The sequence below is a fragment of the Candidatus Planktophila sp. genome, from assembly GCF_044348745.1.
In the GTDB taxonomy this organism is placed as follows: domain Bacteria; phylum Actinomycetota; class Actinomycetes; order Nanopelagicales; family Nanopelagicaceae; genus Planktophila.
In genome coordinates this window covers 17,769-37,178 of record NZ_JBIKSG010000008.1, presented here as the reverse complement: position 1 = coordinate 37,178, position 19,410 = coordinate 17,769, and the positions used below count along the sequence as shown (strand labels likewise).

Genomic DNA, 19,410 nt, shown 5'->3' with positions numbered 1-19,410 from the left:
CTCTACTTCAAGCCTAGAGATTCTTCTTGGCACGCTCTTGTGCTTGTGCTGCGCGCCATTTTGCGATCTCACCATGATTGCCGCTGAGCAATATCGCTGGGACTTCTAGATCACGCCAGGTTGAAGGCTTTGTAAAGTTTGGATACTCCAAGTACCCCTCTTGGTTATGTGACTCCTCTACTAAGGATTCTGGGTTTCCAAGCACACCAGGAATCAGACGGGTAATCGCTTCAATCATCACAAGGGAGGCAACTTCACCACCACCTAGTACATAGTCACCGATCGAAACTTCATGCACGCGATAGTTCTTTGATTCATAATGTTGGCGTACTCGATCATCAATTCCTTCATATCGACCACATGCAAAAACTAAATGCTGTGAGTGTGAGAACTTTGTCGCCATAGGCTGATCAAAACGCTTTCCAGCCGGTGTCAGAATAATGAGATCTGTTTCTGGAGTCATTAGTGGATCTAGTGCAGCGCCCCAGATCTCAGGCAACATAACCATTCCTGCTCCCCCACCATAAGGAGTGTCATCAACGGTGTTGTGATTGTCCGTTGAAAAAGCACGCAGGTCATGAATTCCTACTTCAATCAAGCCCTGTTCTTGTGCTTTGCCTAGTAAGGAAAGTTGTAGGGGCGCAAAGTAATCAGGGAAAATTGTTACCGCATCAATTTTCATGCCATCTCCCCCGTAATTGTTGGTGGAATAACCACCACTTTCTTGTTGGAGATATCTACAGTTGGAACTAACTGATGCACAAAGGGAATGAGCTGCTCGCCCTGTACTGTTTTGATCGCAAGTAGATCTTGACCTGGCAAATTGATGACATCGGTAACCTCACCAAATACCTCACCAGATTCTAGAACTGCAGCGCAGCCTATTAACTGCATTACGTGATACTCATCATCCTCATTGGGTTCATTGATATCGACTTCGGCATAGAGCAATGTATTACGCAATTTTTCTATTCCGTTGCGATCAGAAATACCTTCAAAGCCCAACAGTAAAATGCCGTTATGAACACGACCAGAGATGATCTTTAATTCACCATTGGAATCTGTTTGTACAGAGGCACCAATGGCAAAGCGACGATCAGGTTCATCTGTTCGAACCTCTATCGTCGCTTCACCAAGAATTCCGTGAGCGCGACCAATTCGCCCCACGAGTAAGCGCATTGTTATCGAGCTTCGTCGGTCTCGATGAGATCGACGCGCACTGTGCGTCCTGCGAGCGCACTAACAACGGTACGAAGTGCCTTTGCTGTGCGACCATTTCGACCAATGACCTTGCCGATATCTTCAGGGTTAACTCGAACCTCTAAAGTTGTTCCGCGACGACCGCTCTTTTCAGAGACGACAACATCATCAGGATTATCGACGATTCCCTTGACCAAATGCTCTAGGGCTTCATCCATCATGGTTACTCTGCAGCCGCTTCTGCCGCTGGTGTTTCAACAACAGCCTCAGCTGGAGTCTCAACCACTGCTTCAACAGTCTCTTCAACAACCGCTTCAGCTGCTGGGGCTTCTTCAACAACAGGGTTTGCCTTAGCTGCAAGCTTCTCCTGTGCCTTCTTCTTCAATGTTGTTGCACCTTCTGCAGGTTCATTAGCAGCAGCCTTCATCGCTGCTTCGTAAGCAACAACCTTTGATGGCTTAGGTGCTGCAACGCGAAGAGTTCCTTCAGTTCCTGGAAGACCCTTGAACTTCTGCCAATCACCAGTCACCTTTAGCAAAGCCTCTACAGCTTCAGATGGCTGTGCACCAACGCCGAGCCAGTACAGAGCACGCTCTGAGTTGATCTCGATGATTGATGGATCTTGTCCTGGAACGTAGCGACCAATTTCTTCAATTGATAGACCATTACGTGCCTTGCGCGCATCTGTAACAACAACGCGGAAAAATGGTGTGCGGATTTTGCCCATGCGCATTAAACGAATTTTTGTAGCCAAGAAAGTTGTACTCCTGTAAATGTGTGTCATGCGTATCAATCGCAGCGGGGTGCGCGATCAATTCATATGACTATCGAATTGTGGATGTTGCTGGGGGTAGAGGGCCCCTTCAACAGGTTGCTAATTCTGCCATCCAAGGGGCCAGATGCGAAATCGAGGGTTACTAGCCCTGTTCTAACGCTCGCTTAGCTGGATTACCGGATTTGGACTTCTTCTTACTTATTGGCTTGCTTACCTTGGGCAAACCAGGCATCGCCATCCCAGGGGGCATTCCAGCAGGCATTCCACCGTTTCGGACCTGCTTCATCATCTTTTGTGCCGCAGTAAAGCGATCCACCAGATTGTTTACATCAGAGACCTTGCGGCCAGAACCCAGTGCGATGCGCGCACGGCGTGAGCCATTGAGAAGCTTTGGCTCTCGGCGCTCTGCAGGCGTCATGGATTGAACTATTGCTTTAGTCCGAACAATCTCACCCTCATCAAAATTTTCAATCTGCTTTTTCATCTGAGCAGCCCCGGGAAGCATTCCCAATAACTTAGACATGTTGCCCATCTTTGACATTGCCTGCAGTTGATCTAGAAAATCTTCTAAAGTGAAATCCTCACCGCTTGCAAACTTTGCTTCAAGCTTTGCAGATGTGTCTGTATCAAAGGCCTTCTTAGCCTGCTCTGCCAAAGTTGCAACATCACCCAAGCCCAAGATTCGAGAAGCCATGCGTTCTGGATAGAAGATATCGAACTCATGCAATTTCTCACCAGTTGATGCGAACATGATTGGACGCTTTGTCAGAGACGCAATAGATAGCGCTGCGCCGCCTCTGGCATCTCCATCTAGCTTAGTCAGTACAACTCCATCAAAACCAACACCATCTAGGAATGCTTGTGAAGTTCTAACAGCATCTTGACCCATCATGGCATCTACGACAAAAAGGATTTCATCTGGATTAACGGCATCCCGAATCTCAGATGCTTGTTTCATTAAATCTTCATCAACACCAAGTCGTCCTGCAGTATCGACAATAACCATGTTGTATAACTTTGATTTTGCAAACTCAATACCAGCTTTGGCCACTTTGACCGGATCACCTTGTCCGTTGCCAAGTTCAGGGGCAAAGACTGGAACATTGACAGATTCACCAACCACCTGCAACTGTGTAACAGCATTAGGGCGTTGCAGATCTGAAGCAACTAACAACGGTGTATTGCCTTGATCAGCATAAAACTTTGCGAGCTTTCCAGCCAAAGTAGTTTTACCAGCACCTTGTAAACCAGCAAGCATGATGACCGTTGGAGGATTCTTGGCAAAGCGCACTCTTCGCGCCTGTCCCCCAAGAATCTCAATCAGGCTCGCATTTACAATCTCAAAGATCGCATTTGCTTGGTTAGAGCCTGACTGCAATGTTGGCAAAGCATCCAAAGATTTTTGACGAATTTCAGCAATGAAATCATCAACAACAGAGAGTGCTACGTCAGATTCAAGAAGTGCTTGTCGAATCTCTAGACAGGTAGTTTCGATATCTGATGTAGAAATCTTGCCCTTTGAGCGAAGGGACGAGAATGCACCACCAAAGCGCGATGTCAGTGACTCAAACATAAGAACCGAAGAGTACTTCAACCCCTGTTAAATTGCTTCAGAGCCTCGTTCACCCGTGCGCACACGAATCACCTGGTCAATTGGAGATGTCCAAACCTTTCCATCACCAATAGATCCAGTTGAGGCTACCTTCACGATCACATCAACTATTGCCTCAGCATCACTGTCATTAACAAGCACCTCAAGGCGAACCTTTGGGATCAGGTCAACGGTGTATTCAGCTCCCCGATACACCTCTGTGTGCCCGCCTTGGCGACCAAATCCACTTGCTTCTGAAACAGTCATTCCTGTTATCCCTGCACTTTGCAGCGCATTCTTAACATCCTCTAATTTGAACGGCTTTATTATCGCGGTGATGAGTTTCATTCTTATGCCCCTCTCGAGAATTCATAGACACTGCCTTGGCTATTGTCTGATAACTCATATGCAGGCTCGGCATGTATTGCGATGTCGATACCTGTGAGCTCCTGATTTTCTGTGATTCTGAAACCAATTGTCAGATCCACAATTTTTCCAATTATCAAAGTTGCCACAAATGAATAGGCAAGCACCGCTGCTGCGCCCACAATTTGCTTCACAAGTTGCTCTGTTCCGCCCCCATTGAATAGGCCAACGTCCACGCCAACAAAGCCGATCATCACTGTTCCCACAATTCCACCTACAAGGTGCACCGCAACAACATCGAGTGAATCGTCATACCCCAACATGAATTTAAGACCTACTGAAAGTGCACACAGTCCGCCCGCAACTGCGCCTATCAAAAGCGCACCACTTGCACCGACAAAGGCACAAGCCGGAGTAATTGCAACAAGTCCTGCAACTACACCTGATGCCGCACCAAGACTTGTCGCATGTCCATCTCGAAGTTTTTCGACTAGCAGCCAGGCTAGGACAGCAGCTGTGGTAGCGCCAATCGTATTGAGCAGAGCTAAGCCAGCGGTTCCATTTGATGCAATCGCAGATCCAGCATTGAAACCAAACCAGCCAAACCATAGAAGCGCAGCGCCAAGCATTACCAAAGGCAAACTGTGTGGTCGCATTGGAACTTTTCCGAAGCCAACGCGTTTTCCAAGAATGAAAGCCAGTGCTAATCCGGCAGCACCTGCGTTGATGTGAACAGCAGTTCCGCCAGCAAAGTCGAGTGCTCCAAGATCGTTTGCAATCCAGCCACCAGTCTTTGCTACAAAGTCATCAAAAGCGAAAACCCAGTGTGCGACTGGGAAGTAAACAAGGGTTGCCCAGATTCCGGCAAAGACCATCCATGCACCAAATTTTGCACGATCTGCAATTGAACCCGAAATTAATGCAACTGTAATTGCGGCAAATATTCCCTGGAATGCGATAAAGACAGCAGCTGGGATAGTTCCTATCAGTGCTGTCGAGTTATCTAAACCTTTCAAGAATGTGAACTGGCCGATATCTCCGATTAGACCTTTATCATCAACAGAGTCTCCAAAGACCATTGAAAACCCAAAGGCAATCCACAGAACAAAAACAATTGCGAGAGCACCAAATGACATCATCATCATATTAAGTACGCTTTTTACGCGAACCATGCCACCGTAAAAGAGCGCAAGCCCCGGAATCATTAAAACAACTAAACCAGTACTAATTAACATCCAGGCTGTGTCGCCAGTATTTAAAACAGTCTCTTCCATAGTCGCATCTGCTTTCATAAAGATTAAAAAAGTTCTCGCCCTTGAGATGGCCAAACCTTCTAGCAGCGCAGTTACGAAATATCGCTCTTACGGTTTCAGGAGCGTGACAAAAACTCCTTTTTTGTTAAATCTGGGTTACGCCAACAGGCCCTTGATGTAGCTGTGAGCGTCAAAGAGGGCAAAATCTGACTCAGACTCGCCCGTACCAACCCACTTGATCGGAATCCCTAATTCAGCCTCAATGGCGAGTGCGACCCCACCTTTAGCGCTGCCATCTAGCTTTGTTAGAACTATGCCTGTGACTTCTACGCATTCAGTAAAAATCTTTGCTTGCTGTAAGCCATTTTGACCTGTCGTTGCATCAATAACTAGCAGAACCTCATTGATCGGTGAGACCTTTTCCACGACACGTTTAACCTTGCTCAGTTCTGCCATCAAATCATTCTTGTTGTGTAACCGGCCAGCCGTATCAATAATAAATATGTCACTTGCAGATTCATGTGCACTTTTTGCGCCATCAAATGCAACAGATGCCGGATCGCCATTATCTTTACCCGAAACAACTAACACTCCGATACGGCTTCCCCAGGTTTTTAACTGATCAACTGCAGCAGCGCGAAAGGTATCCCCCGCTGCAAGCACAACACTCTTTCCTTCATTCTTGTAATGAGAAGCAAGTTTTGCCACAGAGGTTGTCTTTCCTGTTCCATTAACCCCAACAACCATAATTGTCGTAGTGCCTGCAACTAACACAGGTTCATGGGAGTTTTTCGAAAGACTCCCCATCAATATCTCAGTCAAAGCCAACTCCGCGTTTTCACTCTTAACTTTCTTTGCTGCTTCGAGAAAGTTCTTAGTGAGGGTAGGGCCTAAATCAGAAGCTAAAAGTTCTTGCTCTAGCTCAGCCCAATCGGCAGATGAAAAGTCATTTGTGCCCTTTATCTTGGCGATGAACTTACTGAAAAGACCCATCGAACTAAACCTTAGCTAGCGTCAGATTCACGAAGGCGCTGAGAAATTACCTCGGTAACACCATCGCCACGCATTGTCACGCCATAGAGCGCATCAGCAATTTCCATTGTGCGCTTTTGGTGAGTAATGATGATCAACTGTGAACTCTCTCGAAGCTCTTCCAGAACCACAAGTAAGCGTCCAAGGTTGACATCATCAAGTGCTGCTTCAACTTCATCTAGAACATAGAAGGGGCTTGGACGTGCTTTAAAGATCGCAACTAACATGGCAACAGCCGTTAGAGACTTCTCTCCACCAGAGAGCAAAGAAAGGCGCTTAATACGCTTTCCAGGTGGGCGAGCTTCAACATCAACACCTGTCGTTAATGGATTATCTGGATCTGTAAGGATCAAGCGTCCATCGCCACCTGGGAACAAGCGAGCGAAAATATCTTCAAAGTGCTTTGCTGTTTCTGTATAGGCTTCCATAAAGATTGATTGAACTCGATCATCAACTTCTTTAATGATGTCTAGTAAATCCTTTTTGGTGTTCTTCAAATCTTCAAGTTGTTCAGCCAAGAACTTAAGACGCTCTTCAAGTGAGGTGAACTCCTCAAGTGCTAGCGGATTAATCTTGCCTAACAAGTTCAAAGAGCGCTCAGCTGATGCAAGGCGCTTTTCTTGCTGATCACGACGGTATGGGACTAATTCAGTTGCAACTATCTCACCATCATCAGTTTCGTGGAATGTTGGAACATCTTTGTCTGGGCCGTATTCATTGACCAATGTTGTTGTATCAATTCCAAACTCTTCAACTGTTTTTGTTTCAAGAGTTTCAATACGAAGTCTTTGTTCCGCGCGTGCGATCTCATCTTTATGAACACTAGTTGTCAACGCTTCAAGTTCAGAGGTCAATTGGCGTCCGCGAGTACGAACAGTCAATGTTTCACCTTCGCGCGCTGCACGAGACTCTTCTAGTCGTCCACGTTCTGCACCAGCTTTTGCAATTGAACGCTCGATATGAATGAGAACTTCATATGCCGCTTCTGCAACTGCCTGTGAGATAACAGCAGCACGTGCACGTGCACTGCGGCGAACTATCGCGCGCTCTGATGCATCACGCTCTGCTTGGGCTGATTGCTCAAGTGCTAATGCTCGAGCTCCTACTGAATTGACTCGTTCTTCAATAGTTCGAACAGCCAATCGTGCTTCAACTTCGGTGGTTCGAGATACTGATACTTGATTACGCAAATCTTCTGCATGTGAGTGATCCGGCTCTGCTACTTCACCACGCTGTTGCAATTGATTCTGTGCGATGACAATTTCGCCCTCATCGCGAGATTTAGCTGCAGAGGCCTGATTAATTGATGTATTGAGGCGCTCAACCTCTGCCATCGCAGATTTCATGTTTTGACCTGAAACCGCTAATTGTTCAGTCAGAGCTGCGATGCGAGCATCTGATTCATTGAGCTTAGAAAGTGCAAGATCAAAATCACTTTGACGTGAGGCAAGTTCAGTTGTTGCTGTTGAAATCTCAAACTTTAGTCGATCGCAGTTGTGGGTGACTTCCTGCAACTTGCTCTCAAGTCCATCAATCAGAGCTTTAATTTCTATGAGAGAAGATGAAGATTTTGAACCACCGCGGGCTCGGCTTCGAGAGATTACATCGCCCTCTCGCGTGACAACTGTTACCGATGGGTGTGATCGTAAAATTGCTTCAGCAGCGTTGGCATTATCTGCAACAACTGTTGAGGCAAGTAATGATGAAAGTAGATCGCCAATTGTGTTGGAACGAATATGGGCTGATAGCGCAGTCAATCCTGAAGGAACACCGCCTTGGTTGCTCTGCCCTGGTTCATAGATCAGCACATCTGCTTGCCCGAGATTTTCACTGCGCAAAGTTGTAAGCGCTGTAACAGCTGAAGATAGATCTTGTACTACAACGGCATCTGCAAGTGACCCAAGTGCCGCCGCTGCAGCAGATTCCCATCCGCTGTCTATCTCAATCAAACTAGCGATGCTTCCCAGAATAGAAACTCCACGTGAATCACGAAGCAGTGCCGAGGCCCCGTCGCGATTCTGTGAGGTCAATTTAATTGCTTCGAGCTTTGCCTCAATGGCATTGCGCTCACGATCTGCCCCACGCTCAGCATCTACTAATTCATTTACCTTAGATTTTGCGTTATCGAGTTCAGATTTAGTGCCTTCAAATAATGAGTCGAGCCCAAGTTCGCCAGAATCAGCACTAGCAATTTCTAATTCATATGAAGCATGTTCACGTTGTGCTTTATCGGCACGTTCCTGCGCATCGTCTCGAGATTTAGTGAGGCGTTCAATTTCTTCAGCAATTGCTTCAAGTCGTGCATGCAAAGACTTGATGTGACCCTCTTGTCGGGCAGTTCCCTCTCGAGCATCTGCAATAGCACGCATAGCCGCTGCAATTGTGTCCTCATCACTTTTTAACGCGGCTTCTGCTGCGATTAATTGTGATGATGCCTGCGCTAAGGCTTGCTGGGCAGAAACAACATTTGCACGAAGTTCACTCTCTTCAAGGCGTAATGCCGCTGCCTCTTTATCTAAACTCTCTGGATCCCGGCCAGAAGTTCGTGCCTCTTCTGCTTCTTCATTAAGGAAGCGTGAACGCTCTTGCGCAAGGCTTTGTGTGCCACGGAATTTTTCTCGCAAAGAGTTCAGGTTGTAATAGGTTTCTTGTGCAGCAACCAATAACGGTCCTTCATATGCTGCTTGTGCATCAAGTGCTTCTTCGCGACGTCGAACTGAGTCTAATTCGGTCTCAACTGCAGAACGTTTTTCGCGCAATGCGGTTTCATCAGCAACTTCTAGTTCAAGCGTTTTTGACATAGAGATAAAGTCATCGGCTAACAATCGAAGTTTCGCATCACGCAAATCAGCTTGAATCGTTGCTGCCTTCTTTGCTACTTCAGCCTGTTTGCCAAGTGGACGTAGTTGACGTCGTAGTTCAACTGTTAAATCTTGCACGCGAGCAAGATTTGCTTGCATTGAATCTAATTTGCGGAGCGCTTTCTCTTTACGCTTACGGTGCTTGAGTACACCGGCAGCTTCTTCAATAAATCCACGTCGCTCTTCAGGTGTTGCCATCAAGATTGCATCAAGCTGACCTTGCCCAACGATCACGTGCATTTCGCGACCAATACCTGAATCACTCAAAAGTTCTTGAATGTCTAAAAGACGAGATGCTTCACCATTTATTTGGTATTCACTTTGTCCATTGCGGAAAAGAATTCTGGAAATTGTTACTTCGGTGTAATCGATAGGAAGTGCGCCATCTGAGTTATCAATAGTTAACGAAACTTCGGCACGCCCTAATGGTGCGCGCCCACTTGTGCCAGCGAAGATGACATCTTCCATCTTTCCGCCACGTAAAGACTTTGCGCCTTGCTCACCCATAACCCAGGTAAGGGCATCTACGACATTTGATTTACCGGAACCATTAGGACCAACTACACACGTGATCCCGGGTTCTAGACGAAGGGTGGTCGCCGAAGCAAAGGACTTAAAGCCCTTGAGCGTCATACTCTTCAAATACACGCGGTAAACCTATCGTCTCAGGAGCGCGTTTTTAACGAATTTAGGCTTGTGGAAAGGCGGTTTTTAGCGCTTCGTAGGCCGCACGCGCGGCTACTTGTTCGGCTTCTCGCTTGCTCTTTCCAGTGCCTTCACTCATAACTTGACCGCTCAACATCGCAACTGCGGTGAAATTCTTGTCGTGGTCAGGGCCATCTTCACTAACAATATATTCAGGAGCACCTTTACCAAGCGATGCGGCTAACTCTTGTAGCGCTGTCTTTCCATCGAGTCCAGCACCACGTGCAACAGCTGAGTCCATAGTTGGAGTGATTAATCTGCGAACGATCTGTGTGCAGGTTTCAAAACCGAATTGCAAATAAATAGCGCCAATCAATGCTTCAAGAGCATCGGCAAGTAGTGAGTTTTTATCCCGCCCATTAGTAACCTCTTCGCCTTTTCCGAGACGAATATATTGGCCAAGATTTAATCCACGCGCGATGTCTGCGAGCGCGCGCATATTGACAACACCAGAACGTAATGGCGACAGTCGGCTTTCATCAAAATCTGGATAACGTTTATAGAGTTCTTCGGTAACAATTAAACCAAGAACAGAATCACCAAGAAATTCAAGGCGCTCATTAGTTTCTTTACTTGCAGATTCATAGGCAAATGAACGATGGGTAAAGGCCAACTCAAGCAAAGCTGGATCGAGTGTTACTCCCAGCTGCTCACTGAGCATTGAACTCAGATCAGACCTCTAATACCTGGCGACGGTTGTAAGTACCGCACGTTGGGCATGCTGTGTGCTGCAACTTAGGCTGCTGGCACTGTCCGCAAGTAGATAGTGAGGCTGCAGTAGTTTTCCACTGGCTACGTCGTGAGCGCGTCTTTGAACGCGACATTTTTCGCTTTGGTACTGGCACTGTTCGAACCTCTTCTCAATCCTTGAGCAGCCACTGGGCTGCAGAGGGTAAGTATCCCTTAAAAAGGCTAAATCTTGAAATCGGGGTCTTCGAGAGTAAGGCCCTCAAGGCTGGCCCAGCGGGCATCAATTACTTGGTGCGCGTGGTCTTCAGGCAGGTCAGCCCATTTACCCCCGCATTCAGGGCAGAGGCCGAGGCATTCTTGGCTACACAAGGGGTTTGTCGGCAATGACAGGACAACGGCATCTCGAATCGGGGTCTCTAGATCGAGAATGTTCCCATCCATCATTAACTCATCTGCGACATCAAGATCCTCGGCTGTTAAATCCTCCGAGGAACTCTTTTTCTTTTTTCCACGTTCATTTGTTGGCTCATAGTTATACAACTCCTGGATTTTGCGTTCGATCACAATTTCAAGGGGGTCTAGGCACCGTATGCACTCACCTTGTGCAACTGCGTACACATCAGCGCTCAACAAAACACCCTCAGTGACCGATTCCAGGCGAACATCAACTTCGATTACTTCTCCTGCTGGGACAGAAATGAGCTCAACACCAAATCTTTCACTCATTACGATGTCTAATTCATACTCTTTCATCTCGCCAGCACGACGAGGCAACTCGTAAGTGTTGAGTTTGAAAGTATCTGGGGCTTTACTCATCGGCAAGTTGCGACAAGACATCCTTGTCATTTGCACCGGCAAGACGACCACGTCCACGAGAAACCGCATCCATCGTCTTGTTCAGGATTACTTCAAGGGTTGCCAGGCGTCCATCTATGTACTCTTCAACCTCTTGCTTTTCTTGTTCCGCCGTTTCACGAGCATCATCCAAAATCTTACGAGCTTCATCACGAGCAATTTGAACAATAGAGGTTTGTTCAACCATTTGAGCAACATCTTCTCGCGCAATAGCGATCATCTGCTCTGCGCTCACTCGTGCTTCCTCAATTATCGCTTCTCGAGTATCAATAATCTTTCGTGCTGACTCAAAATCGGTTGGAAGTGATTCACGGGCTTCATCTAGAATTTCTAACATCTCTGCTCTATGGACAACACAACTTGCAGAAAGTGGAACACCGCGTGCTTCCTCAACTAATGTAATCGCTGCCGTTAACTTCTCTACTGAATCCATTTTCTATTTCCCCGCTACTCGAGCTTTAAGTGCTTCATTTACTGATGGTGGAACCATGGTTGAAACATCGCCGTTGTAATGGGCTAGTTCCTTCACAAGAGATGATGACAAGAATGAATGTGTGGGTGAAGTTGCCATAAACATTGTTTCAACCCCAGAGCCCTGCAAATTGACCTGGGCCATCTGCAACTCATAATCAAAGTCAGTAACAGCTCTTAAACCTTTAACTATGGCCTGAATTGAATTGCTTTTGCAATATTCAACGAGCAGTCCACTCCAAGAATCCACAGAAACGTTGGAAAACTTAGCTGTCACTTCTGTAATCATTGCGATGCGTTCTGGGACTGTGAAAAGACTTGATTTAGTGCGATTTTCAAGAACAGCCACCACCACATGATCAAACTGCTGGGCAGCGCGCTCAATAATGTCGAGGTGACCATATGTGATGGGATCAAAGGATCCCGGGCAAACTGCGCGCTTCATGTGCCAAACGCTAGCAATACTGAGCCCAGTTATCCATTCTTAAGGCTGGTAATTGGCGTAATAAATGGTCGCCTGCCCATATTTCCGCTCCCGCGCAGGCACATATGCATCTGGCCAGATAAATTGCGCCCCTCGTGTTGTGCGCTCCACTGCGACAAAAGCATCACTACTGAGAAATTCATAATCATGGAGTGCGCTCAATACATCTTCTACTGCTTGATTAGAAAAATCATAGGGAGGATCAATATAGACAAGATGGTATTTGTCTTTAGGCGCATCCTTGAGGAATCGCTCTGCACTCATTCCGAATAAATTAAACTTACCGCTGGGATTGGACTTTTTAACAATTTCAAAATTATTGTCGATGGTTTTTTGAGCTTCTTCATCTTTCTCAACAATATGAACTGAAGTTGCGCCTCGAGAAAGTGATTCCAGTCCAATTGCCCCAGATCCACCAAAGAGATCTAGAACATGTAGCCCCTCAAAAGTTCCAAACTCAGAAGTTAGCGAGGAGAAAAGTCCTTCACGAGCGCGATCAGATGTGGGTCTAGTTGCACCGGCCACAGCCCCAAGAATTCTTCCCTTTGCAACACCAGCAATAATTCTCAACGTCTTAACCCTTATCTAAATAGTCAACAGCTTGATCACGCTGTAATTGCGCTAGCTCTGCTTTTAGCAAAGGATAGTCCGATAGATCGTTATCAGTGGCAATTAAAGATTCCGCATCATCACGAGCCTGCTCAATTAATCCTTCATCACGCAGCACACGTAGAAGTCTCAAATGAGATTGTGTCCCAGATTGACTAGCACCAAGGACATCTCCTTCACGGCGTTGCTCTAGATCTATTCGTGATAACTCGAATCCATCGACAGTGCCTGCCACAGCATTTAATCGTTCACGGGCCGGAGTTGCCTCTTCGCATTGAGTAACTAATAGACAGAGCCCAGGTGAGGTTCCACGGCCAACACGACCTCGTAACTGATGAAGTTGTGAAACTCCAAAACGATCTGCATCCATAATCACCATGATCGTTGCGTTCGGCACATCCACGCCAACTTCGATAACAGTGGTTGAAACTAAAACATCGATATCTCCCTTGGTGAAAGCCTGCATCGTGGCATCTTTCTCATCAGCAGCTAAGCGACCATGAAGTACTGCGACTCTTAACCCTTTTAATGGACCTGCATGCAATCTTGGAGCGAGCTCTTCAACCGATGAGATCTCAGATGACTCTTCCCCAAATAAGAAATCGATATCGGCATTTGCATCAGAATCAGCACTAATTCGAGGCGCGACAACATAAGCCTGATGGCCTTGAGCAACTTCTTCGTTGATTCTTTGCCATGCCCTCTCCAAAAAGCTTGGCTTTTCTTTTACTGGAACGACATGGGTAGTAATCGGCTGGCGACCTAAAGGCAGCTCTCTCAAAGTTGAAACATCTAAATCACCAAAGACCGTCATTGCAACAGTTCGCGGAATCGGAGTAGCGGTCATGACGAGTAAGTGCGGTGGAAGAACCGCCTTTTCTTTCAAAGCATCTCGCTGTTCAACTCCAAAACGATGTTGCTCATCAACAACAATCAATCCCAAATCCTTAAACTCAACTTTTTCACCTAGTAAAGCATGCGTACCAATTACGATGCCAGCATTTCCATTTGCCGCCAAAGCTAAGGCTTCTTTGCGAGCAGCTGCGCTTTGAGAGCCTGTAATTAAAGTTACTTGCGTGGCCTTTTCCGAACCACCAAGCATGCCGCCTTGACCAAGTTCGCCTAACAATTTTTGAATAGTTCGCAGGTGTTGAGCGGCTAGTACTTCAGTCGGAGCAAGAAGTGCTGCCTGTCCCCCGCTGTCAACAACAGCTAACATGGCTCGCAGTGCAACTATCGTTTTACCTGAACCTACTTCACCTTGTAGTAAGCGGTGCATTGGATGCGATTGTGCAAGATCTAACTCAATCTCCTTACACACTGCAACCTGTCCGGCAGTTAATTGAAATGGCAAAGTAGCATCAAAGGCATCGAGCAAGCCGCCGCTGATACGCTTTCTTGAAGTTGAATTGAGTTTCTTTAATTGGATTCTGCGCATCACCAAAAGTGATTGCAGCAAGAAAGCTTCATCGAAAGTCAGTCGCTCTCGTGCAAGATCTGCGTGATCTAGATCTGCCGGCTGATGCAACTGCACGAGCGCCTGATGCAAAGTTGGGTATTTGTGTTTTTCGCGAATAGAAGAAGGCAAAAAATCTTTTACTTCTTCAAGTGAACCAATTGCTAACTGAGCGCATTGGGAAATTTTCCAAGAAGGCATTTTGGCAGAAGCTGGATAAACGGGAAGGTACTTACCTGCGAATCCTTCGACAGCGCTATCCACATCAGAGCCATCAGGAATCATTTCGTAATCTGGGTGGGCAAGCTGCTTCTTGTTATTGAAAACTCCCACTTTTCCTGCAAATAATCCTTGTCGTCCTACCTTGAGATCTTTTTCGCGCCATGCTTGATTGAAAAATGTGAGGGATAACTTGTCAGTTCCATCTGTGACGACTACTTCGAGCATGCTTCCTTTGCGTCCACGCATCGGTCTTGTTGATGCCGAATACACCTGAGCCAAAATTGTTGTTTCATCGCCCTCATGAAGTTCAGAAATATCTGAAAGTTCGCCGCGGACCATATAGCGACGCGGATAGTGCCGCATGAGATCGCCAATACTCTTGATCCCAAAGGTGGTTTCAAGAACCTTGGCGGTGCGGTCACCAACGACCCCTGAAACCTTGTTCTCTAGTTGCGCCATATGGGCATTCTCTCCCTAAATCCATTGAAATTCGGGTAACAGGCGTGAATTGGCATTGAACCCTGCCAAAGGGGTATCCTTGCAACCTGTTCCCATTGGAACGAGATCAATAGAAAAGTTAAAGGGAGTACCGCTGTGGCATCAACATGCGATATCTGTGGCAAAGGGCCCAGCTTCGGAAACAATGTTTCTCACTCACAGGTTAAGACACGTCGTCGTTGGAATCCAAACATCCAGCGCGTTCGCACCCTTGTTGGTGGAACACCAAAGCGTCAAAATGTTTGCACCTCATGCCTTAAGGCAGGAAAAGTAACTCGTTAAACCTTTTTAATTGAAATGGCGCCAGGTCTCTGGCGCTTTTTTCATTTCTACCCCTAAAACTCCAGCACCCTCAACAACTGCCCCGATACAAAACCCAGGTAGCTCGTTACCTGTTGCAAGAAATACATGATCTTCCCCGCCGGCAAAAATCCATTGCCATACATCTACATCTTGACTCTCGGCCAACTCTTTCAAAGTCGAAAACTCTGGATGTTGAGCAATTAATGCTTGATCAAACTTCAAAGCGACTCCAGAGGCATGTGCCATTTGATTCGCCTGAATAATGAGTGCATCACTCACATCACACATCGAATGTGCTCTCTTATTTGAAAACTGAATTGCAGATGCATAGTCAACTGTTGGGGCGCAGTATTCAGAAATGGCGTGCACAGCTAAATCGTCCTCTAGATCTTTTTCAATAATTGCAAGACCCGCCGCCGACCATCCAGGCAAAGATGAGAGATAAATAGAATCACCAACTTGTGCAGCAGAACGTGTAATTGGATGATCAACCTCTCCAATTGCGGTAATCGCAATGACGATGCAGGGTCCTTTCGCAAGATCGCCCCCTACAACATATGCACCACAACTACGCGCCTCATGTGCGATGCCTTCTGCCAGATCCTCTATCCATTCCATGCTTTCTGAGCCAGTCAGAGTTACTGCAGCTACTAGGTACTTTGGTGTGCCACCCATCGCATAAACATCCGCCAAATTTGCCGCCGCTATCTTGCGGCCAATATCAAAAGCACTGCTCCAATTACTCTTAAAGTGAGTACCTTCGACCGCCATGTCAGTTGTAATCACGGTGCGCTCAGTTGTTTTTACAACTGCAGCATCATCACCGATGCCGATCTCGACTCCTCTTTGGGTACCGCCAAAAATGCGCGCTAAGGCAGAAATAACGCTCGCCTCATCGAAGTTCATAGCACCTAGCCTAATCGACTAGTGAGCATGGTTTTTCTGCGGTAGCGTTTGAGCCTCAACCGGAAAGGACCTCACATGTCAGTACAAGCTTTCATTCTTATCCAAACTGAAGTTGGTAAAGCATCAGGAGTTGCAGATGCAGTTGCAAAGATTCCTGGAGTAACTCTGGCAGAGGGTGTAACTGGTCCTTATGATGTAATCATGCGTGCTGAAGCGCCAAGCATGGAAGATTTTGGCCGGCTTGTCCTATCAAAGGTTCAGGGCGTTCCTGGCATAACTCGCACTCTAACCTGCCCAGTAACACACCTCGGTTAAGAAGACAGCGCTGTATCAATAAGCGCTGAAATCAATTCTGTATAAGAAACTCCTGAGGCCTGCCATAATTTTGGGTATACCGAAGTCCCTGTAAATCCAGGCATGGTATTTACTTCATTAATAATGATTTCACCGTCATTGGTATAGAAAAAATCACACCGTGCTAGGCCAGAACATCCCAGTACGTGAAATGCTGAAACCGCTAAACGTCGAATCTCATCAGCAGCAGCGTCTGGGATATCCGCCGGAATCTTTACCGTAGTGGCATCATCTAGGTACTTAGCTTCGAAGTCATAGAATTCAAATTTAGAATCAACAATTATCTCACCAACAATGGACGCATCGACTTTGCCATCGCGCTCAAGAACTGCGCACTCAATTTCACGACCATTTATTGCCTTTTCAATCAAGACTTTTGTGTCATATAACAACGCGTCACTAATCGCTGACTCTAATTCATTACCACTCTTTACTTTATGTGTGCCTCGACTAGATCCACCACTGGAAGGTTTGACAAACACTGGGTAACTCAAAGCATCTGTCTTGGTGCGCCAATCCTGAGCATTTACATCGACTCCATCGGCAACCTTCATTCCAGATGATTCGAACAACATCTTTGCAACCGCTTTGTCCATAGCCTGTGCTGATGCGCTAACGCCACTGCCGACATAGGCAAGCTCTGCTTCATCTAACATGTGTTGAATTTTGCCGTCTTCACCAAATTCACCATGCAACACAGGAAAAACGCAATCTACATCTAACAACTGCCCTTCGATTGCAAAACCAGAAGTGCTTAATTCAACATGACGGCCATTATCCTCAATGACTGGCATTTCTTTGTTGACAATTTCTAACTGATAATCAAGGGGTAGTAAAACCCAAGTGCCTAACTTAGTGATGCCAATTAAGACTGGGTCAAAGCGGTTTCTATCCAAGCCCTTAAGTACTCCCCCAGCTGAAACACAAGAGACTTCATGCTCGCTGCTTGGGCCACCGCAAATAATTGCGATTACTTGTTTGCTCACCGAATAAAGTTTTCTGCTTTAGTTGTTATCTCCATCAAACGATCTAGCGCCTGGGTAGGTGTAATCAGGCCGGATACAACATCTGCAACCGCTTCGATTACCGGTACTTCAACTCCAACTCGATGCGCAATCTCAAGGATCGCACTTGATGAAGCGACGCCTTCCACCGTCTTTGCCACTTGTTGACGTGCAACATCCATAGAACCGCTTCTTCCCAATACTTCACCGAAAGTACGATTGCGAGACAATGGCGAGCCACAACTTGCTACTAAATCACCCATGCCAGCAAGACCTGCAGCGCTCAATGGATCTGCGTTATGCGCAGCGCAAAGCCTTGCCACTTCGTTGAGGCCACGTGTAATCAACATTGCTTGCGTATTCTCACCAAAACCTAAACCGATAGAAATTCCAACAGCAAGTGCGATAACACTCTTAATCGCACCAGCTAATTCACAGCCCAGAACGTCGACGGAGGTGTAAACACGGTAGTAGGGAGTAGCAAAGAGTTGCTGAACTTTTTCAGCTAAAACTAATGTTGGAGCGGCCGCTACAGCCCCAGCCGGTTGCCGCAAGATTAATTCATTTGCAAGGTTAGGACCCGTAATAATTGCAATATTGTCAGACTCCATGACCTCTTGAATAATCTCAGTCATTCGTGACATTGTGCTGAGCTCTATACCCTTTAGCGAGCTGACAAAAATTGCACCAGGCTGTACGTATGGCTTCCAAATCTTTAAATTCTCGCGCAAAGTTTGTGCTGGTACGGCCAAAATAATGATATTTGAGTAGTCAAAAGCTTCTTTGAGATCAGTTGTCGCCTTGAGTCCTACGGGTAGTGCATTGTTTTCTAGGTAATAAGTATTGGTGTGTTTTTCGTTGATCTCATCAACAACACTTTGGTTGCGACCCCAGATCAGAACATGGTTTCCGGCATCGCATAAAACTTGAGCCAAAGTACTACCCCATTGCCCCGCACCTAATACAACTACCTTGCTCACTTTTTCTTTTCCTTCTTAAAATTGCCGGTGCGTGGAAGGGTTGATGTATGTGGATCGAAAATTACAGGGGGTCTTTTCTCTCCTCGAATTTCCTCAAGGGTTGTCGTTAGCTCTCTCATCGCATAAGCCGTTGCCTCAATTAATGCCTGAGGGTCATTCTCTTTCCCAAACCATGGAGAAAAATCTAGTGGTTGGCCACAGATCAAAGTAACTTTTGAACGTGGGAATAATCTTATTTTCTTGCCATAGGTAGGCATGGCAATCTGAGTTCCCCATTGCACAATGGGAATAACTGGCGCTTTGGTAGTAATTGCAAGGCGAGCAAGACCTGTCTTTGCAACCATAGGCCAATGATTGGCATCTCGCGTCAAAGTTCCTTCGGGATAGACGCCAACGCAATGACCAAGCTCTAAAAGTCGCACTGCATGATCTAACGCTTTGGAGGCATCCTTGCTTTCGCGGGCCACTGGAACCATGCCAGCTGCAAGAACTATCTTTCCTATAACCGGTACTTTGAAAACGCCTTCTTTTCCCAGATATCTTGGAGCTCGACCATTTTTATATAAAAAGAATGAGAGCAATAAAACATCAATGTATGAGACGTGATTACTGATCACGATTACTGGACCGCTTTTAGGTAAGTTCGCGGAACCAATCCAGGTGCGCTTTGTGATTGCACGTAAAAGCGGAATCAAAACAGTTGCGCCAATTCGGAACATAGGATTTACGCCAAGAGGCTTACCGGTCGGAGGAGCAAATGAAATCTTGTACTCCGTCATGTACTTAATAATAGTC

The 19,410-nt window shown here is 46.4% G+C and carries 22 protein-coding genes; 2 read left to right on the top strand and 20 right to left on the bottom strand.

The window, feature by feature from the left end; genetic code table 11:
* Positions 1-13: 13 nt before the first annotated feature.
* From trmD to recG, 16 genes are all read right to left on the bottom strand, one after another.
* Positions 14-682, bottom strand: a complete 669-nt coding sequence (gene trmD, locus AC9UH7_RS02865) for a tRNA (guanosine(37)-N1)-methyltransferase TrmD (RefSeq protein WP_509594788.1) — start codon at positions 680-682, stop codon at positions 14-16.
* The gene (rimM, locus tag AC9UH7_RS02860) at positions 679-1,179 is read right to left on the bottom strand and encodes a ribosome maturation factor RimM (protein WP_509594785.1); all 501 of its coding nucleotides are present in this window, start codon (positions 1,177-1,179) and stop codon (positions 679-681) included. The genes trmD and rimM overlap by 4 nt, the downstream gene beginning before the upstream one ends.
* A 2-nt stretch (positions 1,180-1,181) precedes the next feature.
* Positions 1,182-1,421, bottom strand: coding sequence for an RNA-binding protein (locus AC9UH7_RS02855; RefSeq protein WP_029018952.1), 240 nt, complete (start codon positions 1,419-1,421; stop codon positions 1,182-1,184).
* Between the two features lie 2 nt (positions 1,422-1,423).
* Positions 1,424-1,954 carry a 30S ribosomal protein S16 gene (gene rpsP / locus AC9UH7_RS02850; RefSeq protein WP_509594782.1) on the bottom strand — a complete coding sequence of 177 codons (531 nt, stop codon included), beginning with the start codon at positions 1,952-1,954 and terminating at the stop codon, positions 1,424-1,426.
* A gap of 163 nt (positions 1,955-2,117) precedes the next feature.
* A complete protein-coding gene (gene ffh / locus AC9UH7_RS02845) occupies positions 2,118-3,548 on the bottom strand; it encodes a signal recognition particle protein (protein ID WP_509594780.1) in 1,431 nt (476 codons plus the stop codon).
* A gap of 27 nt (positions 3,549-3,575) precedes the next feature.
* The gene (locus AC9UH7_RS02840; protein WP_509594777.1) at positions 3,576-3,914 is read right to left on the bottom strand and encodes a P-II family nitrogen regulator; all 339 of its coding nucleotides are present in this window, start codon (positions 3,912-3,914) and stop codon (positions 3,576-3,578) included.
* A gap of 2 nt (positions 3,915-3,916) precedes the next feature.
* A complete protein-coding gene (locus AC9UH7_RS02835) occupies positions 3,917-5,224 on the bottom strand; it encodes an ammonium transporter (RefSeq protein ID WP_509594775.1) in 1,308 nt (435 codons plus the stop codon).
* A gap of 117 nt (positions 5,225-5,341) precedes the next feature.
* A complete protein-coding gene (gene ftsY, locus AC9UH7_RS02830) occupies positions 5,342-6,178 on the bottom strand; it encodes a signal recognition particle-docking protein FtsY (protein WP_509594772.1) in 837 nt (278 codons plus the stop codon).
* A gap of 11 nt (positions 6,179-6,189) precedes the next feature.
* Positions 6,190-9,726, bottom strand: coding sequence for a chromosome segregation protein SMC (smc, locus tag AC9UH7_RS02825; protein WP_509594769.1), 3,537 nt, complete (start codon positions 9,724-9,726; stop codon positions 6,190-6,192).
* A gap of 40 nt (positions 9,727-9,766) precedes the next feature.
* Entirely contained in the window at positions 9,767-10,444 is a 678-nt protein-coding gene (rnc, locus tag AC9UH7_RS02820; RefSeq protein ID WP_509594766.1) for a ribonuclease III, read from the bottom strand.
* Between the two features lie 10 nt (positions 10,445-10,454).
* Positions 10,455-10,628: a 50S ribosomal protein L32 gene (gene rpmF / locus AC9UH7_RS02815; protein WP_509536443.1), complete on the bottom strand. Its 174-nt coding sequence runs from the start codon at positions 10,626-10,628 to the stop codon at positions 10,455-10,457.
* A gap of 67 nt (positions 10,629-10,695) precedes the next feature.
* Positions 10,696-11,289: a YceD family protein gene (locus tag AC9UH7_RS02810; protein ID WP_509594764.1), complete on the bottom strand. Its 594-nt coding sequence runs from the start codon at positions 11,287-11,289 to the stop codon at positions 10,696-10,698.
* Entirely contained in the window at positions 11,282-11,761 is a 480-nt protein-coding gene (locus AC9UH7_RS02805) for an ATP synthase subunit B family protein (protein ID WP_509594762.1), read from the bottom strand. Before AC9UH7_RS02805 ends, AC9UH7_RS02810 begins: the two co-directional genes overlap by 8 nt.
* A gap of 3 nt (positions 11,762-11,764) precedes the next feature.
* Positions 11,765-12,244: a pantetheine-phosphate adenylyltransferase gene (gene coaD, locus AC9UH7_RS02800; protein WP_509594759.1), complete on the bottom strand. Its 480-nt coding sequence runs from the start codon at positions 12,242-12,244 to the stop codon at positions 11,765-11,767.
* A 39-nt stretch (positions 12,245-12,283) separates the two neighbouring features.
* Positions 12,284-12,853: a 16S rRNA (guanine(966)-N(2))-methyltransferase RsmD gene (rsmD, locus tag AC9UH7_RS02795; protein WP_509594757.1), complete on the bottom strand. Its 570-nt coding sequence runs from the start codon at positions 12,851-12,853 to the stop codon at positions 12,284-12,286.
* 4 nt (positions 12,854-12,857) lie between these two features.
* Entirely contained in the window at positions 12,858-15,029 is a 2,172-nt protein-coding gene (recG, locus tag AC9UH7_RS02790) for an ATP-dependent DNA helicase RecG (RefSeq protein WP_509594754.1), read from the bottom strand.
* A 135-nt stretch (positions 15,030-15,164) separates the two neighbouring features.
* Between recG and rpmB the strand changes: the two genes are divergently transcribed.
* Positions 15,165-15,350 (top strand): 50S ribosomal protein L28, encoded by a 186-nt coding sequence (gene rpmB, locus AC9UH7_RS02785; protein WP_506625949.1) that lies wholly within the window; start codon positions 15,165-15,167, stop codon positions 15,348-15,350.
* Between the two features lie 6 nt (positions 15,351-15,356).
* On the opposite strand, the gene thiL is transcribed toward rpmB, so the two are convergent.
* Positions 15,357-16,277: a thiamine-phosphate kinase gene (gene thiL, locus AC9UH7_RS02780; RefSeq protein ID WP_509594751.1), complete on the bottom strand. Its 921-nt coding sequence runs from the start codon at positions 16,275-16,277 to the stop codon at positions 15,357-15,359.
* 75 nt (positions 16,278-16,352) lie between these two features.
* Here thiL and AC9UH7_RS02775 point away from each other — a divergent pair, with 75 nt between their 5' ends.
* Positions 16,353-16,592 (top strand): Lrp/AsnC family transcriptional regulator, encoded by a 240-nt coding sequence (locus AC9UH7_RS02775; RefSeq protein WP_509594748.1) that lies wholly within the window; start codon positions 16,353-16,355, stop codon positions 16,590-16,592.
* On the opposite strand, the gene AC9UH7_RS02770 is transcribed toward AC9UH7_RS02775, so the two are convergent.
* The 3 genes from AC9UH7_RS02770 to AC9UH7_RS02760 are packed head-to-tail and all read right to left on the bottom strand — an operon-like array spanning position 16,589 to position 19,394.
* A complete protein-coding gene (locus AC9UH7_RS02770) occupies positions 16,589-17,617 on the bottom strand; it encodes a D-alanine--D-alanine ligase family protein (RefSeq protein WP_509594745.1) in 1,029 nt (342 codons plus the stop codon). The two genes, AC9UH7_RS02775 and AC9UH7_RS02770, sit on opposite strands and share 4 nt — an antisense overlap.
* Positions 17,614-18,615, bottom strand: a complete 1,002-nt coding sequence (locus tag AC9UH7_RS02765; protein ID WP_509594742.1) for an NAD(P)H-dependent glycerol-3-phosphate dehydrogenase — start codon at positions 18,613-18,615, stop codon at positions 17,614-17,616. Before AC9UH7_RS02765 ends, AC9UH7_RS02770 begins: the two co-directional genes overlap by 4 nt.
* The gene (locus AC9UH7_RS02760; protein ID WP_509594739.1) at positions 18,612-19,394 is read right to left on the bottom strand and encodes a lysophospholipid acyltransferase family protein; all 783 of its coding nucleotides are present in this window, start codon (positions 19,392-19,394) and stop codon (positions 18,612-18,614) included. Before AC9UH7_RS02760 ends, AC9UH7_RS02765 begins: the two co-directional genes overlap by 4 nt.
* Between the last annotated feature and the right edge of the window lie 16 nt (positions 19,395-19,410).